This is a genomic window from Pseudovibrio axinellae, assembly GCF_900110875.1.
Lineage (GTDB): Bacteria > Pseudomonadota > Alphaproteobacteria > Rhizobiales > Stappiaceae > Pseudovibrio > Pseudovibrio axinellae.
Window position 1 is genome coordinate 196,253 of sequence record NZ_FOFM01000004.1, and the last position, 21,133, is coordinate 217,385.

Below are 21,133 nucleotides of genomic sequence, written 5' to 3' on the forward strand. Positions count from 1 at the left end.
CTTGTTTTTTGCGCGTATTCTATCCTGAAAATTAGATCTCCTTTTTGGGAATACGCTTTATAAAGCTGGGCAGTTTCTTTCGATGGTTATGAAAATGGATGCGAGCAACGGTGAACGACGGGTTGTACTGGGCGTTCAAAAATCTCTTAGTGCGCGCATTTGGCGCGAGAGGCTCGACGATCAGGGGCTTTCACAGGCGCTGGCCATTACTCAAAGAACAGAACTGCCTGAAGTTGTGGGGCGTGTGCTTGCCGGGCGCGACGTGCCGCTGGAAGAAGCCGCTGGTTTTCTTAATCCTTCCCTCAAAGACCTGATGCCGGATCCTTCCAAACTGGTGGATATGGACAAAGCGTGTATGCGCGTTGCTGACGCGTTGCAGGCAGGGGTGAAGATTGCAATCTTTGGAGATTATGATGTTGATGGGGCGACATCCTCGGCCCTGCTCAAACGCTATTTGATGCAGCTTGGCGCTGTGCCAGACGTTTATATTCCAGACCGGATCATTGATGGCTACGGGCCAAACCCAACAGCAGTCAACCAATTGCATGCAGGTGGTGCGCGGTTGTTGATCACGGTGGATTGCGGTTCAACTTCGTTTGAGGCGTTTGAAGAGGCCAAGCGCATCGGGCTGGAAGTTGTTGTGCTGGATCACCACCAGGTGGATGAAAAATTCCCTGAGGTGCATGCACTGGTAAATGCTAATCGGCAGGACGACTTGTCGGGGCAGGGTCATCTGGCCGCTGTTGGCGTCACCTTCCTGTTCCTTGTTGGCCTCAACCGGGAACTGCGCCGCCGCGGTGCCTTTGCGCAGCGTGCTGAGCCCCGGCTTATGGATCTTCTTGACCTTGTTGCGCTTGGTACTGTTTGTGATGTGGTGCCGCTTAAGGGGTTGAACCGAGCCTATGTTGTGCAGGGGCTTAAAGTCATGGCACGGCGCGAGAACACAGGGCTTTCATGCCTTGCCGATATTTCTCGGCTGAGTGGAAAGCCCACTCCCTATCATTTGGGGTACATGCTCGGACCACGCATCAATGCAGGAGGGCGGATTGGGGATTCTGCTCTTGGCATGAAGTTGCTCTCTTGTGATGAGCGCGAAGAGGGGGAGCGGATTGCTGCCACTTTGGAGCGCCTTAACCAAGAGCGTCAGGCTATGGAAGCTTTGATGCTGGAAGAAGGTGAAGGGCAGGCCTTCCAGAAAATGGAAGGAAACAGCGCCCCTCCAGCTGTGCTTTTGACTGGTGCTGATGGGTGGCACCCTGGCGTTGTTGGGTTGATTGCCTCAAGACTGAAGGAGCGCTACCGCCGCCCAACATTTGCTATGGCGTTTAATGAAGAGGGTATGGGCACTGGTTCGGGGCGATCTATCATTGGTGTTGATCTGGGCTCTGCTGTACGGGAAGCTGTTGATCTGGGCTTGCTTGTAAAAGGCGGTGGCCACGCTATGGCAGCTGGTCTGAGCGTTCGCAAAGAAAAGATTGCTGAGTTTGAAACGTTCCTCAATGAGCGACTGGGTGAGGATGTTGAGCGAGCATCAGCTGATCATGAACTGACTGTTGATGGGGTTTTGACGCCAGCTGGTGCCAATCTGAGCCTTCTGGATAAGTTGGAAAAAGCGGGCCCGTTTGGTGCTTCACATGCGGAGCCTGTGTTTGCACTGCCCTCAGTTCCGATCAAGTTTGCCAAGGTGGTCGGTAAAGGTCATGTGAGCGTGACGCTTGGCGGGAATGATGGCACGAACCTCAAGGCGATTGCCTTTAAGGCAGAAGACCAGCCATTTGGGAAGGCCTTACTCAATGCGCGCGGAAAACCATTGCACATTGCTGGTAGTTTGAGTGTTGATACCTGGCAGGGCCAGGCAAAACCGTCTTTACGCATCATTGATGTGGCCGATCCGGCCAAGGGGCAGTTTGGCGCATAAGCCATAGTGCGCTGCTGTTTTACCCGAAGCATTTGCGAAAAATATCGACACCGTTCACGTTGGCTTCAATGCAATCCCAACCCAGATGCCTTCAGCTGCTGGTTTGAGGAAATGAGGTACGTGCCTTAAATCTGTAATGGTGAGGCTGTCTTGCATGATGGTTGATCCCCCCAGTGCTCTATCTAAAGTATTTGAGGGGAGGAGCGCCAATATAAAAAGGTATAGGTGCTATAACCTTAAAAATCCTAGTGGCTTTCCTATATGGAGTTGCAGCGCACACCAGGTTCGCGCAGTATGTGTTTGGAATAAACGGAGAAGGAGCTGGCAATGCCGGACAATGCAGGTGATGTGGCACACTCTGACGTGGTGCGCTTCAAATTCGGTCAAGGATTGGGGCTTGGTTTGGCTCTTGGCGGAATTTGCGGTGTTGTTGCTATTTTGTCCTCTGCCGCTGCTTCGCATGCAATCGATAACCAATATCTCATGACGATCTCACAAATCACCATGATGCATGCGGCTGCGTTTGTTGGGCTTGGTGTTGCCCATGGCATTACATCATCGCGTGGCATCTCCTTTGCCATGCTGCTGCTGTTTGCCGGAGTTGGTTTGTTTTGTGGTGACTTGGCTCAGCGTCTGTTCGTTGGCGAAAAGCTGTTTGACTTTGCTGCGCCAACGGGAGGGATGCTGATGATCCTTGGTTGGCTTACAGTGTTTTTGTGCGGGCTGAGCCGAATGATGAGGGGCTAGCCTTTCACGTTGCGGTTAAACCACAAAGGGCGAACCTGCTGGTCCGCCCTTTTATTGTTTGTCTATCGCGTGTTTAGTTCACCAAGCCACGGCCTTTGAGCAATGGCTCAATGCTTGGCATTTTTCCACGAAAATCCATGTAAGCTTTTGCGGGGTCCTGGGATCCACCGGCTGAGTAGATGAATTGCTCCAGTCGCCCAGCCGTTTTAGGGTCAAAGGCATCGCCAGTCTCTTCAAAGGCTTCAAACGCATCTGCATCCATCACTTCGGACCATAGATAGCTGTAGTAGCCAGCTGAATATCCGTCCCCTGCAAATGCATGAAGCAAATGTGGGGTGCGGTGGCGCATAATGATCTCTTTAGGCATGCCGATATCCCCAAGGATTTTAGCTTCCACTTGTTCTGGATCGAGGTCACCCAGATCGCCTTGTTTGTGGATCGCCATATCAACGATTGCAGTGGCAAGATATTCTACCGTGGAGAACCCCTGGTTGAAGTTTGCTGATGCCAGCAGGCGGCTGAGCAATGCTTCTGGGATGGCATGACCACTTTGATAATGGCGGGCGTATTTCTTCAAGATTTCCGGTTGTTCCAGCCAGTGTTCAAAGAGTTGGGATGGAAGCTCAACAAAATCTCGTGCCACGCTTGTCCCGGAGATCAATGGGTAAGTGACGTTGGACATGAGACCGTGAAGGCCGTGACCAAACTCATGGAACAGGGTACGGGCATCATCAAAGGTGAGAAGGGTTGGTTCGCCCTCAGGTGCCTTTGAAAAGTTCATGACGTTGACGATGATTGGACGGATGTCACCTTTGAGTTTTTGTTGTGCGCGGAACGCACTCATCCAAGCACCAGAGCGTTTGGAGGCGCGTGCAAAATAATCGCCCAGGAAAAGACCAAGGTGATTGCCATTCCTATCAAGAACCTCAAAGACACGCACGTCTGGGTGATAGACATCATGACCTTGCAGCTCTTTGAATGTCAGGCCAAACAGCTTGGTGGCCGTGTAAAAAGCGGCCTCAATCATTTGATCTAGCTGGAAGTAAGGTTTGATCTCGGCTTCATCTAGATCATGCTTGGCACTGCGAACTTTCTCAGAATAATAGCGCCAATCCCATGGAGCGATTTCAACGTTGTCGCCTTCTTCCTGCGCCATTGCTTTAAGATCTGCAGCTTCTTCCAGCGCACGCGTTTTTGCAGGTGTCCAAACGCTGTTGAGCAGGTCTTCCACGGCTTCTGTGTTCTTGGCCATTACATCGTCAAGTTTGAAGTCTGCAAAACTTTGGAACCCAAGTAAGGCAGCCTTTTCGCGGCGAAGCTGAACAGTTTCTTTGATGATAGCAGCGTTGTTTGTCTCGCCAGGGTTTTCGCCTCGCTTTGACCATGCTGTGAATGCTTCTTCTCGCAGATCACGGCGCTTAGAGAACTGGAGGAACGGCTCGATTGAAGAGCGTGACAACGTGATGGCGTACTTGCCTTGTTCTCCGCGTTCTTCCGCTGCAGCGCTTGCTGCTTTAACGAGAAAGTCCGGTAGACCATCCAGATCGCGCTCGCTTTCCAAAACAAGGTTATAGGAGGCTTCGTCGGCTAATACGTTTTGCGCAAAACTGGTGCCCAGCGTTGCAAGGCGTTCATTGATTTCGGCGATGCGGGCTTTGCCGTCTTCACCAAGGCCTGCTCCTGCTCTTTGGAAGATGGTGTAATAGCGCTCAAGCAAACGGTTTTGTTCTGCCGTCAACCCAAGCTCGTCTTTCTTGGAGATCAAGGTTTCGAGGCGGGTAAACAGATCCTGGTTGAGGAGTTTTGTGGTGTTATAAACCGCAAGCTTTGGCGAAACGTCGCGCTCGATTTTCTGTAGCGTATCATTGGTGTGGGCAAGCGAAAGGTTGAAGAAGACAGCACAAACTTGTTCAAGGGCTTCTTCTGCCAGCTCCAGCGCTGCAACTGTATTTTCAAAAGTTGGCTCTGTGGGTGCTTTGGCAATGCGCTCAATGTTCTGTTCGCCTGCTTTGAAAGCGTCTTCAAAAGCAGCTTCGAAATCTTCTGGTTTGATCTGAGAAAAAGGTGGAAGACCAAACGGGGTTTGCCAGTCTTGCAGAAGGACCTTTTCAGTCTTGCTCATTTTAATTCTCTCCGATGAAACGTTCAAAGCAGGCTGACTAAACGTAGAGCTGACCCGCTTTAACCAAATGCTGTCATTTATTGTTTTTGCGATAAATATAGCGCCTGTTGCGGTGCCGTAATTTTGTAACTTGAATATGGGTGTTATTTGCAACTGGGTAAAGGAAGTGAGGGGGAAATACCCCCAGTCAATTCCGAAGTGGTGGCAGCTATTGGAGCGCTGGCATCATGGTTGTGGTTGAATAGTCCGCAGCAGCCCTAGCGTTTTGTGGGGCGGCGAGTGTCATGACCCAGAAATTACGATAGGTTCCATCGGCTCTGTTCGTGCGGGCTATGCCCATGTGGGTGACATTCTTATTAAGCAGGTTTTTGTTATGGTCTGCTGAGTTCTTCCAGCCTGTCATTGCAGCTGAGATGCTTGCGTAACCTGCACCCAGGTTCTCCGCTCCAGCATAAGACTTGTAACCGTTGGTTTGGGTTCTGCGGATCAAGCTTGCAGAGGAATGACGACTGGTCTTCAAAGAGTCGCGCCGTGCGATGTGATCCGCCATATCCTGAGACACCTGATTGAGATGAGGGTCCAGCTTAATGGGGGGGAGAGAATGTTTCTTGCGCCAGTCATTGGTTTGGCGAAGCGCCTCTTGTTTGTTGATCGCAATTTGTGTCAGCTCACCCTCACCAGAGGGGCTTGTGCCCAAATTCACGCAGCCAACCAGGCTCACAGCCAGTAACAGGGGGGCTGTTCCCTTAAAATTCAGAGTCACACGTTTATTCCCGAAATGCACATTTAAGTCCTGTTAGTTTAGGTCGTGAATGGGGCCGAAGCTTTACGCTTCCAATTTAATCCCCGCAATTCCCAGATCATCATAGGAGCCAGCGTGATTGACCTTTTGTGTCATGGATACTGAACAGCTCTGTTTAGCTTGTGCTCCAAACAATTAGGGATCCATGCATTTGAGTGGGGAGTTCTGGGGAATGTGTTCCTCATGGGGAGCTGCTTATTGTTTCGAGGTAACAATTGGCTCTCAGCTCTGGGTTCTCTTAGGAGCATGGAGGGCATCGGGGCGGTCATGTCTGAGCAAATGAACACTGCTATGTCCCTTCGCGGGGAAGAGGGGGAGCCGCAAGAAGCGCCGGCTCTGTGGCTTCGCGTAGCTGGGCATGACTGGTTGGCCCCTTTTGTTCTCCTCCTGGTGTGTTTGTGTCTTTACTTGCCGGGGTTAACCTCCGTTCCGCCCCTGGACCGTGATGAACCGAGGTTTGCGCAGGCCTCCAAGCAGATGATGGAAACGGACAACTACGTTTCTATCCACTTTCAGGATCTTGCACGCAATAAAAAGCCGATTGGCATATACTGGTTACAGGTTGGGGCTGCCAAGCTTCTTGGTTATGACGGGGCGGCACCTATTTGGGTATATCGGTTGCCCTCTGTGATCGGTGCGATCGTAGCTGTGTTACTGACATACTGGACGGCGCGGGCTTTTTTACGGGAACAGGCTTCCTTTCTTGCAGCACTATTGGTTGCCTTTGCCCTTATCTTGAATGCTGAAGCGCATCTGGCAAAAACGGATGCGGTTTTACTGGCGTGTGTCATGCTTGCGCAAGGTGGGCTTGCACGGGTGTGGCTTGCACAGCAAAGGAGCGCTCTTTGGGCGCCTGCTTTGATCTTTTGGGTCGGTCTTGCGCTGGGCGTTCTGATCAAAGGGCCCATCATTTTATTGGTGTGTGGCCTTACGGTCTTGTCGCTCTCGTTGTGGGAGAAGCGTTTCGTCTGGCTTGGAGGGCTGGCCCCTGTTACCGGACTTGTGCTTTTTCTAGCGATAGTCTCCCCCTGGCTGGTTGCCATTTATATCGAGACCGATGGCACGTTTTTTAAAGACGCACTTGGGGGGGATTTATGGGCCAAAGTTGGTTCCGGGCAAGAGTCCCATGGTGCGCCGCCACTCACTCACCTTCTGGTTAGTCTTGTTATATTTTGGCCAATTCCGTCGTTTTTTCTTTTAGGGTTTAAAGAGATTTGGCGTGCTGTGAACAGCACTTACTCTCGTTTCTTACTGTGCTGGTTGATCCCTTCCTGGCTGGTATTTGAGCTGGTTTCAACAAAGTTGCCTCACTACACCTTGCCAATGATGCCGGTACTGGCATTGCTCACGGCAGGCGTCATGGTGAAACCTCTGGATGCGCGGGCAGGGGTATACTTGCGGTATTTTTCTGCCTTTTTGCTCTGGTTGGTGCCGCTGGGCATCTTTTTCGCTGTGCTGGCGGCCCCGTTGTGGCTTGAACTCTGGCCGTCGCCTCCCGCTGCGGTTTTGTGTGGTTTGTCGGTCATTGTTGCCGTTTCAGCAGGCAGGAAGCTGGTTGCTGGTGAATTCGTTTCGGTGGTGCCAGCAGCAGGACTTTCCGCGCTGTTGATGTTTGTCGGTTTTTGGGTGTTTGCCGCACCTGCCAAGAGCCCTATCTGGGTGTCTTCACGTTTGGTTGAAGCGGTTGATGGGGTGCCTGGTTGTGAGAGCAAAGAGGTTGCCGCTGCTGGCTTTCACGAGCCCAGCCTTGTGTTTTTGCAGGGCACGCAGCTCAAGCTTCTTGGCGCAGAAGAGGCTGCTCGTTTTCTGGCAGCAGACCAGCAGCAAGCCACGGCGGCCACTGGAGCGTGCAAAGTGGCGCTGGTGGAAGGGCGTCAGCTGCCTCGTTTCGATGCTGAGGCTCATCGTTTGGGGTTGGAGCCAGCGGTGCATCCTCGCGTGTCTGGCCTCAATATTAACGGGGGCAAGAAGTTGCAGGTTCACGTCTTCTCAACGGGGGGCGCTGCGCAATGAATGATGACGGCTACGCGGACACATTAGAGCGCCCGGTTCAAAAGCCTCACATAAGTGACGATGCGCCAGCTGTAGAGCTGGGCTTAGAGCAGGATAGGGGAAAAGACGCGCCAGCAGGCAACAGGACTGCGGACGATGATTTTCGTTTTTCTGATGATCAAGGCAGTGCTGCTTTTAAGAGGCTCAAAGCCGGTTTGCGAGCAGTACTTGATAATGCGCAGTTGCATTTTGTGAAGCTGCGGATCATCTTGCGAAACCGCAGAGCACGCAGGCTTGTCGGGGTTCCGGCACTTCCTGCGGTGCTGAAGTTTCAAAATATTGCCGCACTCCTTCTTGCCTTGTGTGGAATCGCGATGGTTTTTTTAGACCACAGCAGTCCAATTTGGGCGCGCCAGCTTCCCGTTGCCTATCACAATATCTTTGAGGGGATCACTGATATTGGCAAATCAGACTGGATCCTTTTTCCCACCGGCCTATGGATTTTAGCCATGACCTTTGGTGATTGGCAGCGCCTTCGGTTTCGTAGGAAAATGATATTGTCCTCAATGACGCTTTACGGTGCGTTCTTGTTCTTTGTTGTCGCTGTGAGCGGCTTGCTCGCTATTTTGCTGAAGTGGAATATTGGCCGGGCTCGTCCAATCTTATTTGATGAGAAAGGGCCAATGGCATTTGACCTGTTTGCATGGCAGGCAAAGTTTTCCAGCTTGCCAAGCGGTCATTCAACAACCGCTGGCGCATTGATTGTTGCGCTGGCTCTGCTTGCTCCCAGGTACAGGTGGCTCTTTTTGGTTGCTGGGAGCTGGGTGGCTATGAGCCGGATAATTGTTGGCGCGCATTACCCCAGCGATGTGATTGCAGGCCTCGTCGTGGGAGGTGCCTTTTCGTATTTGTGCGCCCGCTGGATGGCACGGCGACGGCTTGGGTTCAAATATGCGCGCGACGGCAAAATTGTGCCAACTGGGGCCATTAAGCTGACCCAAGGCTGGCGCGCCTTTGTCAACGCAGACAATGCCCGCACGAGGAATGTGTATGGACGCTCTCACAAGCCCTGAATTCCCAACGGACGTCTTTTAAGGGTTGAGACCAACGGGAAGATAATTAAATGAACGCCGATCATGCTGTACAAGACATCGACATCAGTGTCGTTATTCCTGCCAAAAACGAAAGAGATAATCTTCCGGTCTTGCTGGACGAAATTGCTGAGGCGTTGAAGGAGTACAGGTTTGAAGCTGTGGTCGTTGACGATGGGTCTAGCGATGATAGCCTTGAGGTGCTGGAGGCCTATGCCAAGCAAAACGGCTTTCTCAAAGTGGTTCATCATCAATGCTCGGCGGGGCAAAGTTGCTCTGTTCGCACTGGCTTATTGCATGCGCGTGGCACTTATATCGGCACTATTGATGGTGATGGTCAAAACAACCCCGCCTATTACCGGCAGATGATCGCAGCGGTGGAGGATGGCGGCGAGCGTGTGGGGCTTGCAGCAGGGCAGCGTTTGGGGCGCAAGGCCAGCGTGTTCAAGCGCTACGCATCTAAAGCTGCCAACAAATTGCGTGGCGCGCTTTTAAAGGACAACACGCGCGACAGTGGGTGTGGTTTGAAGCTTTTGCGCCGCGATGTGTTTTTGAAGCTTCCCTATTTTGATAGCTGGCACCGGTTTTTGCCCGCGCTTGTTATCCGCGAAGGATATGAAGTCGTTCATGTGGATGTGATTGACCGTGAGCGGGAACATGGCGTGTCAAAATATGGCATCTTTGACAGAGCGCTTGTTGGTATCCTGGATCTGTTTGGGGTTTGGTGGCTGCGACGCCGCAGAAAAGTCATTCCTGAGGTGGTTGTATTGACGGACTGTGACGTGAGTTCGTCCAAGGAGGATCACTGATGTTTGTTGGCCTGTATGAATGGTTTTACGACGTGTTCGTCGCCCAATGGGATTTCTGGGTGCTTTGGGGGTTTGTGGCGCAGTTCATGTTTATGATGCGCTTTATGATTCAGTGGATCGCGTCTGAGCGGGTGGGGCGATCTATCGTGCCAGTGGCCTTCTGGTTCTTCTCAATTGGAGGAGGATCGCTCTTATTGACGTATGCAATTGTGAAGAAGGATCCCGTTTTTATTGCCGGGCAGGGGCTCGGACTGATCATTTATTTCAGAAATTTATGGCTTATCTACAAAGAAAATCGACAGGATCCGAATTTCTAGGAGATTTATCCGCAATAAATGCAAATTGCATGCTCTTTTTTCGCTGAACTCTATTTGGTCATTGCGGAAATAGAGTTCCACGTAGTTTTTTCGTAAAATTGCGTATATTTTGTGCAATTCGATTGTAAACGTTAGTGGGAAATACGTAATTTTGAAGAAAATTGCTCTCAATTTGCACGCAGTTTACAAGATTAGTTTTTTCATTGCGCCCTTAATCCAAGTAATATTTAATCTCTGTATTAGTATTGTTTGGATTATTTTGTTTGCTTGCTTATAAGTCGAATATATTTATCATTTTATTTTATGGTTAAAACCTGTGCAACTCAGATATAATTTGCATAGAAACTTTGCATTCGATGGCAAATATGGCTTTGTAGACTAACTTATTAATAAAAACCTCTTGACGTTTTTAGAGAAATATCATCGAATGCTTGATGAGAAGTGGTTGAAGCCAATAGGGGGGCTTTAAGGGTATGCGCTGACATGCCTGTCCTGGCTGTTTTCCTAGGAGAAGGGGAATAGCCTGCTACTTCCGGTGATGAATTTAAAAATTGGACAAAAAAGAGGCTCCAATTCTATGAAAAAAATGATCCTTCCAGTTGCGCTTGGTGCAGCGTTCGCAGCGGCTTCCTTTTCAGTAGCTTCTGCTGGTACTCTTGAAGATGTGAAAGAGCGCGGCAAACTGCGTTGTGCTGTTTCTACCGGCCTTGCAGGTTTTTCCTACACTGACGAAAACGGCAAGTGGCAGGGCTTTGATGTTGACTATTGTCGCGCGGTAGCAGCAGCTGTTCTTGGTGATGCGGATGCCGTGGAGTTCTCTCCTGCAACCGGCAAGACCCGCTTTACAATGCTGGCTTCTGGTGAGGTAGACATCCTGTCGCGTAACACCACCTGGACCTTCTCGCGCGATGTTGACCTGAAGTTCACCTTCCTGGGTGTTAGCTACTACGATGGTCAGGGCTTCATGGTGAAGAAATCCCTTGGCGTTAATTCAGCTAAGGAACTGGACGGCGCAACTGTATGTATCCAGACAGGTACCACCACAGAGCTGAACCTGTCTGACTACTTCACAGCAGAAGGCATGTCTTACGAGCCGCTGGCTATTGAGACAAACACTGAAGGTCGTCAGAACTACCTTGCAGATGCTTGTGACGTTTACACAACTGATGCGTCCGGGCTGGCAGCTTCGCGTGCGACTTTCGAAAACGCGGCTGATCACATTATTCTTCCTGAAATCATCTCTAAAGAGCCTCTTGGTCCGCTCGTACGCCACGGCGATGATCAGTGGGCAGACATTGGTCGCTGGGTTCTCAATGCGATGAAGATTTCTGAAGAAAAAGGCATCACGGCTGCGAATGTAGACGATATGGCTGCAAACTCTAAGGACCCGGAAGTGAAGCGCTTGCTCGGTGTTTCTGGTGAGATGGGTGCATCCATCGGCCTAGATAATGACTTTGCACTTCAGGCGATTAAAGCGGTTGGTAACTACGGTGAAGTGTTTGAGCGTCACCTGGGTACAGAAACCAAAGTTAATCTTGCTCGCGGATTGAATGCTTCGTGGACTGAAGGCGGTCTGCAATACGCTCCTCCATTCCGTTGATCTGAACTGGATCTAACGAAAGGGGCGCTGTTGCAGGTAACAGCGCCCTTTTTTTGAAAGTATAATAAATAAGGCGGGCTACTTATGAGCGCTTCAACCGTACCAGCCGATAATAGCTTCCAGTTTTCGCAATTGTGGCGAGACGCACGATACAGATCCTACACGATCCAGATTATCGCGCTTGTCGTTGTTCTGTCAGTTGTGATGATGCTCATCAGCAATGCTGTAGAGAACCTCGAAGCACTTGGTAAAGATTTTAATTTCGGTTTCCTATCCGAACCAGCAGGTTATGACATTGGTCAGATGCTTGTTGAGTACTCTGCCGCCTCAGCGCATTGGAAAGCTGCTCTTGTTGGCTTGTTAAACACGCTGCTTGTTGCTTTGCTTGCATGTGTGTCGGCCACCGTTTTGGGTGTCTTTGCAGGGATCCTGCGCCTTTCCAACAACTGGGTCGTGTCCCGGTTGATGGCAGTATACATTGAAGGTGTTCGTAACGTACCTCTGTTGCTGCAGATCTTGGCTTGGTATGCTGTCTTCATTCACGTTTTGCCAACTCCTAAACAGGCTCTTAAAGCTCCTGTTATTGAGGGCGCAGTATACGCGACCAACCGTGGTTTTTATGTTCCAGGCCTGACTTTAAGCAATGGCTACCTGTTTGTGGTGGGTGCTTTGCTTGCTTCAGTTGCTGGTATCTTTGTATTTCGCAAATGGGCGCGCAAAAGGCAGGAAGAAACTGGTCAGATCTTGCCATTGGGCCTTATCAGTCTTGGTCTTTTGATCGTGCCTGCCGCGCTGGTTTATTTTGCAGTTGGTATGCCGATTGCGCTGGATTATCCGATTGCTGGTCGCTTTAACCTGCAGGGTGGTTTGAAAGTTGGTACGCCGTTGATCGCGCTGTGGTTTGCGCTCTCTATCTACTCGGGTGCCTTTATTGCTGAGATCGTTCGTGCGGGTATCATGGCTATTAGCAAGGGCCAGAGTGAAGCTGCGTCTGCTCTTGGGTTGCGTCCTAACCGGACGATGAGCCTTGTGGTGTTGCCGCAGGCGCTTCGGATTATCATTCCGCCAATGATCTCCAATTACCTGAATATTACCAAGAATTCCTCGTTGGCGATCGCTGTTGGCTACATGGATCTGACCGGCACGCTTGGTGGCATTACGCTGAACCAGACCGGCCGTGAGATGGAATGCATGTTGCTGTTGATGGCGACATACCTGGTGATTTCACTTTCGATCTCCGGTGTGATGAATGCTTACAATGAATCCGTAAAGTTGAAGGGGCGTTAGGATGAGCGATAATTCTGTTGCATTTGTTGCGACCTCCGACAAACCGCAATTGCCAGCTCCGCAAGGAACAACTGGTGCTGTTGGCTGGGTTCGCCAGAACCTGTTTTCATCTTCCTTGAACACAGTTCTGACTCTGCTTTCTATCTTCGTCGTCTTTTCAGTTGTTCCTGGTATTGTGGATTGGGCATTTGTTAAATCTGTCTGGAATGCGAATTCGCTTGATGAATGCCGCCAGATAAGTGACGGAGCCTGCTGGGCGGTTGTTCGCGAGCGCTATAACCAGTTCCTGTTCGGGTTCTATCCGACTGAGTTGTACTGGCGTCCTATACTGGCTTTTGTGCTTTTGTTTGTGGCACTGGTGCCAGCGCTTTGGGATAATATGCCAGGGCGTGGTAAAGCGCTGATCTTTTCGATGGCTTATCCGTTTGTCGCCTTCTACCTTATCTGGGGTGGTTTTGGCGGACTGGAGTATGTGTCATCAAGCCAGCTTGGTGGCCTGTTGCTCACCATGATTATTGGTGTAGCGGGCATTTCGTTCTCGCTTCCAATCGGCATCATTCTGGCGTTGTCTCGGAGCTCTAACCTACCAATCGTGAAATCGCTGGCGGTTATCTTTATCGAGTTCATTCGCGGCGTGCCGTTGATCACCTTGCTGTTTGTTGCGCACGTGTTGCTCAACTACTTCCTGCCTAAGGGTGTGAATTTTGATATTGTGCTGCGCGTGGTCATCATGGTGACGCTGTTTGCCAGTGCTTATATGGCAGAGGTTATTCGTGGTGGATTGGCAGCGCTGCCAAAGGGGCAATATGAAGCTGCGGATGCGCTGGGTCTTGGATACTGGCAGAGCATGCGTTTGATCATTCTGCCGCAAGCACTCAAGATTTCCATTCCAGGTATCGTGAACACGTTTATCGGCTTGTTTAAAGATACCACGCTGGTTTTGATTATTGGCCTTATGGATCCTCTCGGATTGGTTGCGCCAACACTTGGAGACCAACGCTGGAATGGTATTGTTGTTGAGCTTTATGCGTTTATCGCGTTCATGTTCTTTATCTTCTGCTTTGCAATGTCCCGATATTCGATGTATCTGGAACGCAAACTGCATACCGGCCATCGCTAGTCGCCTGGCACAAGCCAAGAGAAACTCGGAGAAATAAAAAATGAGTGACGCAAATCTCGCTGATGTTCAGGCAGACCGCTCAAAAATGCAGATTTCAGATACCGATGTGGCTATCGAAATCAGCGGCATGAATAAATGGTATGGTGACTTCCATGTGCTGCGCGATATTAACCTTAAGGTTATGCGCGGTGAGCGGATTGTTATCTGTGGGCCATCGGGCTCAGGTAAGTCCACCATGATCCGTTGTATCAACCGTCTTGAAGAGCACCAGAAGGGGCGTATCGTTGTTGACGGTATTGAGCTGACCTCCGACCTCAAGAAGATTGATGAAATCCGCCGTGAAGTTGGTATGTGCTTCCAGCACTTTAACCTGTTTCCGCATCTGACCATTTTGGAGAACTGTACACTTGCTCCAATCTGGGTTCGCAAGATGCCTAAGAAACAAGCTGAAGAAATTGCGATGCACTACCTTGAGCGTGTGAAGATTCCTGAACAGGCCAACAAGTACCCAGGTCAGCTTTCTGGTGGTCAGCAGCAGCGTGTGGCGATTGCCCGTTCGCTGTGTATGAACCCGAAAGTGATGCTGTTTGATGAGCCGACATCTGCGCTTGATCCTGAGATGATCAAAGAGGTGCTCGATGTTATGATCGGTCTTGCTGAAGAAGGTATGACCATGCTTTGCGTGACCCACGAAATGGGTTTTGCACGGAAAGTGGCAAACCGCGTGATCTTTATGGATCAGGGCCAGATTGTTGAACAAAATGAGCCTGAGCCGTTCTTCACTAACCCACAGCACGAGCGTACACAGCTGTTCCTCTCTCAGATCCTCAATCACTGATCTGAGCAGAGTTACCGATATAAAGCCCCGCTGTTTTAGCGGGGCTTTTTTGTTTCTGTCCGTCGTCCCTGAGGTATGCTCTTTGACTCGGCGTTGTTGGGTTTAAACGGCGAGGGAGCTCCTGACTGCTGCACGTAGGCCTCTGGTGTGGGCGCCGGGTCTGGCCCAGAAGTTCAAAAGGTTATCCCTCGTTTCAGCGTGGCTGGGCTTCTCAAAATCTGCGGCCTCAAGTGCGCTTACAATTCGGGATGTGCGAATGCCTTCGTTGGCGGCGTACGCAATCAAATGCGGGGAGTGGCGGGCAATTTCTTTTGTGATTGGGTTGCCGTGCTTGTCGAGTACTTCGCCTGCAGTGTTGGTCTTGGGTACGGCCATATGATGGACAGCCACCACTTCCCAGTGGTTGTTGAAGACCGGCGAGCCAGAGGCGCCTTTTTGAGTGTCCCCTGAATACCAGCAGAACATGTGTGCATCAGTCTCATTTTCGATGTGCAGGAGGTGACTGTTGTGAACAACAACAGCCTTGTTGCGGCCAAGCGGGTGCTGGATGATATTGACCGGATCTCCCTTCTTGATCATGCCTTGCTGGCGCGTAAGTACATGCCAGCCATAATGTTCAAGCGGAATGAAGCTGGGGTCTTCATCCACGACAGCAACGATCGCGACATCCAGCTCTTCGTTCGCCCAAAAGAACTTCTCAGGATGAATAGAACAGATTTTCGATGGCGTCTGGTTCCCGATCCGGTTGGCTTCTGCGCCAAGTTCGAAGAAGTGGGATCGTGCGTCCTGCGGGGTTTGCAGGACGTGATGGTTGGTCATCATCAGGCCTTGTCCAACCAGAAAACCAGTCCCGAACTTTAGTCCCTCACTATGCTCTAGTCTGCCAACGGAGCGGGCGGCGTATAGGCCGTACTCAAAGAACTCAATGGGCAGTAGGTCATTCTTAAGGCCGATGAGTGCTTCTTTGCCTATGGTTGCAAGGTCAGGGATTTCCTCTTCGAACAGGGCGGTTTGGGCCGCAATGGGCAGGCCTTGGGATAGCGCTAGCGATGCTTCTCGTTTTTCGTAGAGCGCTAGGCGCTCCTTGCTATCGGTTTCATTTTGTGTGCCCGCTAAAATTGCATTTTTAGTCTCTGTAATCTGCTTTCGTCTTTTGTGCAGTCTTTTGGCGGATTTTTGAAGTAGCACGCTGTTTAAATTGTCTAATTTAAGGGTCATGCAGTGTACCTTTAAATTTATGCCAGGTTGTGGCAATCTTAATAGTAAAAGTTGGTGTTGTGTGAATTTTAATATTTGAAACTGGAGGGGCTTTTATGAAAATTACGTATGATGAGTTTTTAAATATTGCTCGCGATCCAAATGTTTCCGAGCAGGAGCTGCTAAAATACTGCGATGTTGTTGAGCATACAGGTGCGTTCGACATTCATTTTCGCGTTAAGCCAGATATGGTCGAGATGACAGGGGTCGATGAGGAGTTCGAGAGCGCTCTTCAAATTGGCAACTGGGCCTCTCGCATTCGGCGCTACTGGCGCTTTAAAGAGGCGCTCAAGGATCACCCTGATCGACCAATGTTGATCTCTGAAGGTGATAGCTGGTTCCAGTTCCCAATTCTCATTGATGATGTGGTCGATCATCTAAGTGCACACTACAACATATATTCGCTCGGAGCGGCGGGGGATACGGCGCAGAATATGGTCTTTGGTGCTAATCGTGCACGCCGACGTGAATACCTAAGTGGGCTGAAAAGCTACAAGGATCAGGTCTCGGGTTTTCTTTTCTCTGCTGCGGGTAATGACATTATCGGCGAGGACCCCGATACCGGTGTTGCTGCGCTCTATAGTATCCTGAAGGACTTTAATGGTGATATTCAAGATGTTGCAGGCCATATAGATCGTCCTGCTTTTGATGAGAAGTTGCGGTTTTTGAAAGAAGCTTACGGACGCGTGCTCAGCGATATTCGCGGTATCGATGAGCTAAGGAACATGCCTGTGTTTGTCCATGGCTACGATTATGTGTTTCCCTATAAATGGGAGGGCGATACGCGCAGTCCTCTCCACGCAGCAAAGGATGAATGGTTGGGCGAGCCGCTTTCTGAGCGCAATATTCCAAGTGTCTTGGGCCGGAAAATTATCAGCAAAATGCTCGATGAACTCTATGAAATGCTTCAGGGGCTGGCAGCTCGTGATGACAATGTGATTGTGGTTGATTGCCGGGGGGCAATGGCTAACCTGTCAGATTGGATCGATGAGATTCATGGAACCTCAGCAGGGTTTGCCAAGGTTGCAGGCCGGTTCAAAACGGCGATTGATAGAGCGCTGGTGGCTCAAGGTGCGCTGACTTAGGTGCTCTGGTAGCACCCATATGTGCATCGGCTATGGTCGGTGCACAGCTGCTTTTGGTCGGTGACTGAACTTGTAAGAGGTTTACTGTTTGATATTCGCCTTTGAAGGGGAATTCTTATATTTTTCAATGTGTTACGGGCCTGTCGTGAGAGGCTGATTCAATGCGTGCTCAAGTTTAAGATCGAGTTACAGTTCTTTCACAGAGAAGAGTTCAAATGAGAAAAACCCCTGCATATCAATGTGTTGCAGGGGTTCTTTGTGAATGTGATTCTGGTTTAAGCTAGGCTTCTTCGCTGATGACCTCAGTTTGTGGGCTGGCGCCCCATTCACTCCACGACCCATCATAAAGCGCGGTTTTGGTGTAGCCGACTTTTTCCAGTGCAAGGGAAATGACAGCTGCGGTCACGCCAGAGCCACAGGACGTGATGACGGGTGTATTGGCATCCACGCCTGTTTGGTGGAAGATGTCTTTCAGGTCTTCATTTGAGCGCAGCTTACCTTCTTCTAGGAGTAAGCCGAATGGAAGGTTGAGGGCACCCGGCATGTGACCTGCACGTACGCCTTCACGCGGTTCTGGTGCTTGTCCCATAAAGCGCTCTGGAGAGCGGGCATCGAGTACCAGTTGTTGGCTGGAGTTTAAAGCTTCTTGAACTTCGCTCAGATTGCGCACCATGTCGTGGTTTAGTATCGCCGTAAAATGGCGTTCCATACGCGGTGGTTGATCGTCGGTGAGTGGGTACCCTTTGGCCTTCCATGCAGGCAAGCCGCCGTCCAGCACGAATACGCTTTTGACGCCAAAGGCACGGAACATCCACCACACGCGGGCGGCGGAGAAGATGCCCATTGCGTCATAAACAATGATGGTCTGCCCGTCGCCTATGCCCATCCTTCGCATTTTTGAGGAGAATATATGCGGCTCTGGCATCATGTGCGGGAGCGTGGAGTTTTGATCGCTGACTTCGTCGATGTCCATGAATAGTGCGCCTGGAATGTGCTCTTGTGCATATTCCTCTTTTCCATTGCGTTCCATGGCTGGCAGGTACCAGGAGGCGTCGATAATAACTACATCGGGAGCATCAAGGTGTTCCTTGAGCCAGTCTACCGAAACAATAGGTTCCTGTACCATGTCTTAGTCCTCCAACTGGATGCGAACACGCCTGTTCTGGCGGCCTTTGTTCTCAATCTTGGTGATTATAGCTTTGCCGATCTGCATGGTTTGAGATACATGCGTTCCCCCACAAGGCTGTAAGTCTATGTCTGGTCCAATTCTTACCAGCCTTATGCTGCCGGTGCCCATAGGTGGTTTTACGCTCATCGTTTTTACAAGACCTGGATTGGCTTCCAGCTCCGCATCTGTAATCCACTCGTGTATGACGGGATCATCATTTGCAATGAGTTGGTGCAATCTGTCGGTCAGGTCCTGTTTGTCCAGCGTTGCTTCTGGAATGTTGAAGTCCAGACGGCCAGTGCCTTCGCTGATTTGCCCGCCGGTAACAGGAAAGGGCAGCACGACAGACAGGAGGTGAAGAGCGGTGTGCACGCGCATGCGTTTGTAGCGGGTCTCCCAGTCAATGTGAGCTGTTAATTTCGCTCCGGGGCTTAATCCATCTGGCAGCTGCGTGCCTTCTTTGGGCTGGTGTATAATCTGGCTGCGGTCTTTGGAGTACAGAGCTGTTTGGATGGGGAGGTGCGTGCCGTCCTCAAACTCAAGGACGCCGCTGTCGCCTGGCTGTCCGCCGCCATTGGGGTAAAAGCACGTACGGTCCAGTACGATGCAGCCTTGCGGTGTGATGTGGCTGAGCGTGGCCTCACAACTGCGCAGGTAAGCATCCTCTTGGTATAAATGTTCGGTCATCAAATAATCTCGAATATAAGAAGGGAGACAGGCGCGTTGTTCTAAATGTGCGTTGCTCCGCTTTTTTATGTTGGTCAGGCGGTTGAGCGTGTGCTGAGGAGTTTAACAGCGAAGGCAGCCATAATGCTTGCGAACGAATAATCCAGCAGGCGCATGACGCGCGGAGAGCTGCGCAGGAAACGAGAAAAGGCCGATGCGCCAAGAACCATCAGGACACAACTTGGGACGCTTAGTAAAATGAAGAAGAAGCCGAGAAAGAGGAGCTTGGCTGTCGCGCTGGGGTCTGTTGCGGATACGAACTGGGGGAGGAAGCCGACGAAAAACAGCACAATTTTCGGGTTGAGGAGGTTTATTGTTACTGCCTTAGCCCAGATAGAGTGAACAGGCTCCTTTGCAACCATGCCTTTTTCCAAGGTGAGGGCGGAGCCGTTGCGCAAAATTTGAACGGCAAGGTAGCCCAGATAAAGCGCCCCTGCTGTTTTGAGTATTTGAAATGCGAGCTCGGATGCAGCCAGCAGCGCGGAAATGCCAACTGCTGCGAAAACTGCGTGAACCATGATGCCGCTGGTTGCGCCGACATTGCTACCAGCCCGGCTTTGCGACCTTGAGTGAGCGTTTTGCTCATAAAGAAGGTCATGTCAGGGCCAGGTGTCAGGGACAAGATGAAGGAGGCGAGCGTGAAACCAGCCAGCACACTTAATTCAGGCATGAAAAACATACAGGAAGCCTCCAGTGTTATTCTTTTCAGTTCAGACCTAAACAATTTTGTTGGATTTTTGCAAGTCTACTGAAGTGGACTAGCCTGCGTTAAAGCACTGGGGAGAAAAGACGTGCTGCTTGTGCCAGAACACGGAAGGCATAGCGGCGGTTGTTGAGTTCTGCGCGATCTGTACGGCGGGCGCCTTCAAAATCACGCAGTAGCATTTTTTCGGTTTGTTGCACCATGTTTTTGCCTGTGAACCAGAGCGTGATCTCAAAGTTGATGTTGAAGGAGCGATTATCAAAGTTCACGGTGCCAACACCGGCCAGTGCGCTGTCGACGAGAATCACTTTCTCGTGCAAGAAACCTTCCAGATAGCGGTACACTTTGATGCCATGGCTGGCCAGATTATCTGCATGTGCATAGCTTGCAAGCCACACCAGCCAGTGATCTGCTTTTTCGGGAAGCAGGATACGCACATCAACGCCGCGTAGTGCAGCTGCATATAATGCGGTGAGCACCTCAATGCCGGGGACAAAGTAGGGGCTAACGATCCAAAGGCGCTCCTTGGCCCGGGAGATGCTTTCCACAAAGCTGATGGCGCAGTCCTCCTGAACGTCGGCAGGGCCTGTGGGCATGACCATCACGTTTTCGCCGCCCGCTTTAGGAAAGCTTGCGGGAAGCTCTAACTGCAATGTATTTCCGGTTGCAAACTGCCAGTCTTCGCTGAATGAAAGCGTGGCTGCCAAAGCTGCAGCACCGGAGACTTTCACATGAGTGTCGCGCCAATGGCCAAACTCTTTGGAGAGGCCAAGGTACTCTTCGCCAATGTTGTGTCCGCCAATCCAGCAATGCTTGCTGTCTGTTACGACCACTTTGCGATGATTGCGGTAGTTTAGGCGCATTGGCCCGAGTATGCGCATGAGGCGGTGGCGCTTATTGAAGCCACTAACGTTTACTCCTGCCTCTTCCAGGCGGCTTAGGTACTGGGTGGAGAGCGCGCGCGAGCCGATGTCATCGTAAAGAAGGCAAACGTGCAAGCCTGCCTTGGCGCGCTCGATTAGCACATCGGCAAGTTCCAGTCCTATGCTGTCTTCGCGGATAATGAAGAACTGCACCAGAATATGTTTTTCGGCAGTGCGAATGCCCTCAATGATCGAGGTAAACATGGCTGGCCCGTCGATGAGCAAGCGGCACTGGTTGTGTTGCAGGAAGGGAATGGAGGCAATGCGGGTGTGTACCGGCCACCTGCTGCTGGCAGTGCCATCTACATAGGGCGTATGAAGGTTTAAGACATCTGTTTCGATCTGTGAGATGTCATCACGCACCTCAATATAGTCATCAAGTCGCTTCCAGGCAAAAATGAAATAGAGGAAGACCGTTGGCATAGGCAGAAAAAACAGGGATAGCAGCCAGGCAATGCTGCCTTGCGAGGTGCGCGAGTACATGATCTCGCGAATGGCGCAAATTACAGCCAGTGCATAGAAAAAGATACTGGAAATGGCGAATAAGTGGAGTAGGTTAATTGAAGATTCCAAGCGTTCCACTCCTGTGATGCGAGCGCTCACTTATAACTGTCGTAAGAGCTTTGGT

The 21,133-nt window shown here is 50.8% G+C and carries 18 protein-coding genes; 11 read left to right on the forward strand and 7 right to left on the reverse strand.

Annotated elements, in window-relative coordinates; translation table 11 throughout:
* The first annotated feature begins 94 nt into the window (after positions 1 to 94).
* Entirely contained in the window at positions 95 to 1,918 is a 1,824-nt protein-coding gene (gene recJ / locus BMZ51_RS11300; protein ID WP_420848449.1) for a single-stranded-DNA-specific exonuclease RecJ, read from the forward strand.
* A 327-nt stretch (positions 1,919 to 2,245) separates the two neighbouring features.
* Complete coding sequence (locus BMZ51_RS11305) at positions 2,246 to 2,665, forward strand: DUF423 domain-containing protein (RefSeq protein ID WP_068000881.1); 420 nt, start codon at positions 2,246 to 2,248, stop codon at positions 2,663 to 2,665.
* A gap of 73 nt (positions 2,666 to 2,738) precedes the next feature.
* On the opposite strand, the gene BMZ51_RS11310 is transcribed toward BMZ51_RS11305, so the two are convergent.
* Both BMZ51_RS11310 and BMZ51_RS11315 read right to left on the reverse strand, forming a co-directional pair.
* Positions 2,739 to 4,787, reverse strand: coding sequence for a M3 family metallopeptidase (locus BMZ51_RS11310; protein ID WP_068000882.1), 2,049 nt, complete (start codon positions 4,785 to 4,787; stop codon positions 2,739 to 2,741).
* A gap of 208 nt (positions 4,788 to 4,995) precedes the next feature.
* Complete coding sequence (locus BMZ51_RS11315; protein ID WP_208979435.1) at positions 4,996 to 5,550, reverse strand: CAP domain-containing protein; 555 nt, start codon at positions 5,548 to 5,550, stop codon at positions 4,996 to 4,998.
* 306 nt (positions 5,551 to 5,856) lie between these two features.
* Between BMZ51_RS11315 and BMZ51_RS11320 the strand changes: the two genes are divergently transcribed.
* The 8 genes from BMZ51_RS11320 (at position 5,857) to BMZ51_RS11355 (ending at position 14,643) form a co-directional block, all read left to right on the forward strand.
* Complete coding sequence (locus BMZ51_RS11320; RefSeq protein WP_208979436.1) at positions 5,857 to 7,602, forward strand: ArnT family glycosyltransferase; 1,746 nt, start codon at positions 5,857 to 5,859, stop codon at positions 7,600 to 7,602.
* A complete protein-coding gene (locus BMZ51_RS11325) occupies positions 7,599 to 8,654 on the forward strand; it encodes a phosphatase PAP2 family protein (protein ID WP_068000886.1) in 1,056 nt (351 codons plus the stop codon). The genes BMZ51_RS11320 and BMZ51_RS11325 overlap by 4 nt, the downstream gene beginning before the upstream one ends.
* 50 nt (positions 8,655 to 8,704) lie before the next feature.
* Positions 8,705 to 9,481: a glycosyltransferase family 2 protein gene (locus tag BMZ51_RS11330; protein WP_068000888.1), complete on the forward strand. Its 777-nt coding sequence runs from the start codon at positions 8,705 to 8,707 to the stop codon at positions 9,479 to 9,481.
* Positions 9,481 to 9,798 (forward strand): lipid-A-disaccharide synthase N-terminal domain-containing protein, encoded by a 318-nt coding sequence (locus tag BMZ51_RS11335; RefSeq protein ID WP_068000891.1) that lies wholly within the window; start codon positions 9,481 to 9,483, stop codon positions 9,796 to 9,798. The genes BMZ51_RS11330 and BMZ51_RS11335 overlap by 1 nt, the downstream gene beginning before the upstream one ends.
* Before the next feature lie 577 nt (positions 9,799 to 10,375).
* Positions 10,376 to 11,398: an amino acid ABC transporter substrate-binding protein gene (locus tag BMZ51_RS11340; protein WP_068001181.1), complete on the forward strand. Its 1,023-nt coding sequence runs from the start codon at positions 10,376 to 10,378 to the stop codon at positions 11,396 to 11,398.
* 84 nt (positions 11,399 to 11,482) lie between these two features.
* Positions 11,483 to 12,685: an amino acid ABC transporter permease gene (locus BMZ51_RS11345; protein ID WP_068000895.1), complete on the forward strand. Its 1,203-nt coding sequence runs from the start codon at positions 11,483 to 11,485 to the stop codon at positions 12,683 to 12,685.
* Between the two features lies 1 nt (position 12,686).
* Entirely contained in the window at positions 12,687 to 13,805 is a 1,119-nt protein-coding gene (locus BMZ51_RS11350; protein WP_068000898.1) for an amino acid ABC transporter permease, read from the forward strand.
* A gap of 40 nt (positions 13,806 to 13,845) precedes the next feature.
* On the forward strand, positions 13,846 to 14,643 hold the full coding sequence (locus BMZ51_RS11355) for an amino acid ABC transporter ATP-binding protein (RefSeq protein WP_068000901.1): 798 nt from the start codon (positions 13,846 to 13,848) through the stop codon (positions 14,641 to 14,643).
* A gap of 102 nt (positions 14,644 to 14,745) precedes the next feature.
* Here BMZ51_RS11355 and BMZ51_RS11360 read toward each other — a convergent pair whose 3' ends face one another.
* Positions 14,746 to 15,861, reverse strand: a complete 1,116-nt coding sequence (locus BMZ51_RS11360; RefSeq protein WP_068000904.1) for a trypsin-like serine peptidase — start codon at positions 15,859 to 15,861, stop codon at positions 14,746 to 14,748.
* Positions 15,862 to 15,956: 95 nt separating this feature from the next.
* On the opposite strand from BMZ51_RS11360, the gene BMZ51_RS11365 reads away from it, so the two are divergent.
* Entirely contained in the window at positions 15,957 to 16,985 is a 1,029-nt protein-coding gene (locus tag BMZ51_RS11365) for a hypothetical protein (RefSeq protein ID WP_068000907.1), read from the forward strand.
* A gap of 280 nt (positions 16,986 to 17,265) precedes the next feature.
* Here the strand turns inward: BMZ51_RS11365 and sseA are convergent, their stop codons facing one another.
* From sseA to cls, 4 genes are all read right to left on the reverse strand, one after another.
* Positions 17,266 to 18,111 (reverse strand): 3-mercaptopyruvate sulfurtransferase, encoded by an 846-nt coding sequence (gene sseA, locus BMZ51_RS11370; protein ID WP_068000910.1) that lies wholly within the window; start codon positions 18,109 to 18,111, stop codon positions 17,266 to 17,268.
* A 3-nt stretch (positions 18,112 to 18,114) separates the two neighbouring features.
* Positions 18,115 to 18,840 (reverse strand): alanyl-tRNA editing protein, encoded by a 726-nt coding sequence (locus BMZ51_RS11375; protein WP_068000912.1) that lies wholly within the window; start codon positions 18,838 to 18,840, stop codon positions 18,115 to 18,117.
* Positions 18,841 to 18,914: 74 nt separating this feature from the next.
* Positions 18,915 to 19,397, reverse strand: a complete 483-nt coding sequence (locus BMZ51_RS11380; RefSeq protein WP_338061171.1) for a LysE family translocator — start codon at positions 19,395 to 19,397, stop codon at positions 18,915 to 18,917.
* Positions 19,398 to 19,647: 250 nt separating this feature from the next.
* The gene (cls, locus tag BMZ51_RS11385) at positions 19,648 to 21,087 is read right to left on the reverse strand and encodes a cardiolipin synthase (protein WP_420848451.1); all 1,440 of its coding nucleotides are present in this window, start codon (positions 21,085 to 21,087) and stop codon (positions 19,648 to 19,650) included.
* Between the last annotated feature and the right edge of the window lie 46 nt (positions 21,088 to 21,133).

What these genes read in the sequence shown, in the direction of transcription:
- recJ (WP_420848449.1), top strand. Translation starts at nt 95, where the DNA reads ATGGATGCGAGCAACGGTGAACGACGGGTTGTACTGGGCGTTCAAAAA.
- BMZ51_RS11305 (WP_068000881.1), top strand. Translation starts at nt 2,246, where the DNA reads ATGCCGGACAATGCAGGTGATGTGGCACACTCTGACGTGGTGCGCTTC.
- BMZ51_RS11310 (WP_068000882.1), bottom strand. Translation starts at nt 4,787, where the DNA reads ATGAGCAAGACTGAAAAGGTCCTTCTGCAAGACTGGCAAACCCCGTTT.
- BMZ51_RS11320 (WP_208979436.1), top strand. Translation starts at nt 5,857, where the DNA reads ATGTCTGAGCAAATGAACACTGCTATGTCCCTTCGCGGGGAAGAGGGG.
- BMZ51_RS11325 (WP_068000886.1), top strand. Translation starts at nt 7,599, where the DNA reads ATGAATGATGACGGCTACGCGGACACATTAGAGCGCCCGGTTCAAAAG.
- BMZ51_RS11330 (WP_068000888.1), top strand. Translation starts at nt 8,705, where the DNA reads ATGAACGCCGATCATGCTGTACAAGACATCGACATCAGTGTCGTTATT.
- BMZ51_RS11335 (WP_068000891.1), top strand. Translation starts at nt 9,481, where the DNA reads ATGTTTGTTGGCCTGTATGAATGGTTTTACGACGTGTTCGTCGCCCAA.
- BMZ51_RS11340 (WP_068001181.1), top strand. Translation starts at nt 10,376, where the DNA reads ATGAAAAAAATGATCCTTCCAGTTGCGCTTGGTGCAGCGTTCGCAGCG.
- BMZ51_RS11345 (WP_068000895.1), top strand. Translation starts at nt 11,483, where the DNA reads ATGAGCGCTTCAACCGTACCAGCCGATAATAGCTTCCAGTTTTCGCAA.
- BMZ51_RS11350 (WP_068000898.1), top strand. Translation starts at nt 12,687, where the DNA reads ATGAGCGATAATTCTGTTGCATTTGTTGCGACCTCCGACAAACCGCAA.
- BMZ51_RS11355 (WP_068000901.1), top strand. Translation starts at nt 13,846, where the DNA reads ATGAGTGACGCAAATCTCGCTGATGTTCAGGCAGACCGCTCAAAAATG.
- BMZ51_RS11360 (WP_068000904.1), bottom strand. Translation starts at nt 15,861, where the DNA reads ATGACCCTTAAATTAGACAATTTAAACAGCGTGCTACTTCAAAAATCC.
- BMZ51_RS11365 (WP_068000907.1), top strand. Translation starts at nt 15,957, where the DNA reads ATGAAAATTACGTATGATGAGTTTTTAAATATTGCTCGCGATCCAAAT.
- sseA (WP_068000910.1), bottom strand. Translation starts at nt 18,111, where the DNA reads ATGGTACAGGAACCTATTGTTTCGGTAGACTGGCTCAAGGAACACCTT.
- BMZ51_RS11375 (WP_068000912.1), bottom strand. Translation starts at nt 18,840, where the DNA reads ATGACCGAACATTTATACCAAGAGGATGCTTACCTGCGCAGTTGTGAG.
- BMZ51_RS11380 (WP_338061171.1), bottom strand. Translation starts at nt 19,397, where the DNA reads ATGGTTCACGCAGTTTTCGCAGCAGTTGGCATTTCCGCGCTGCTGGCT.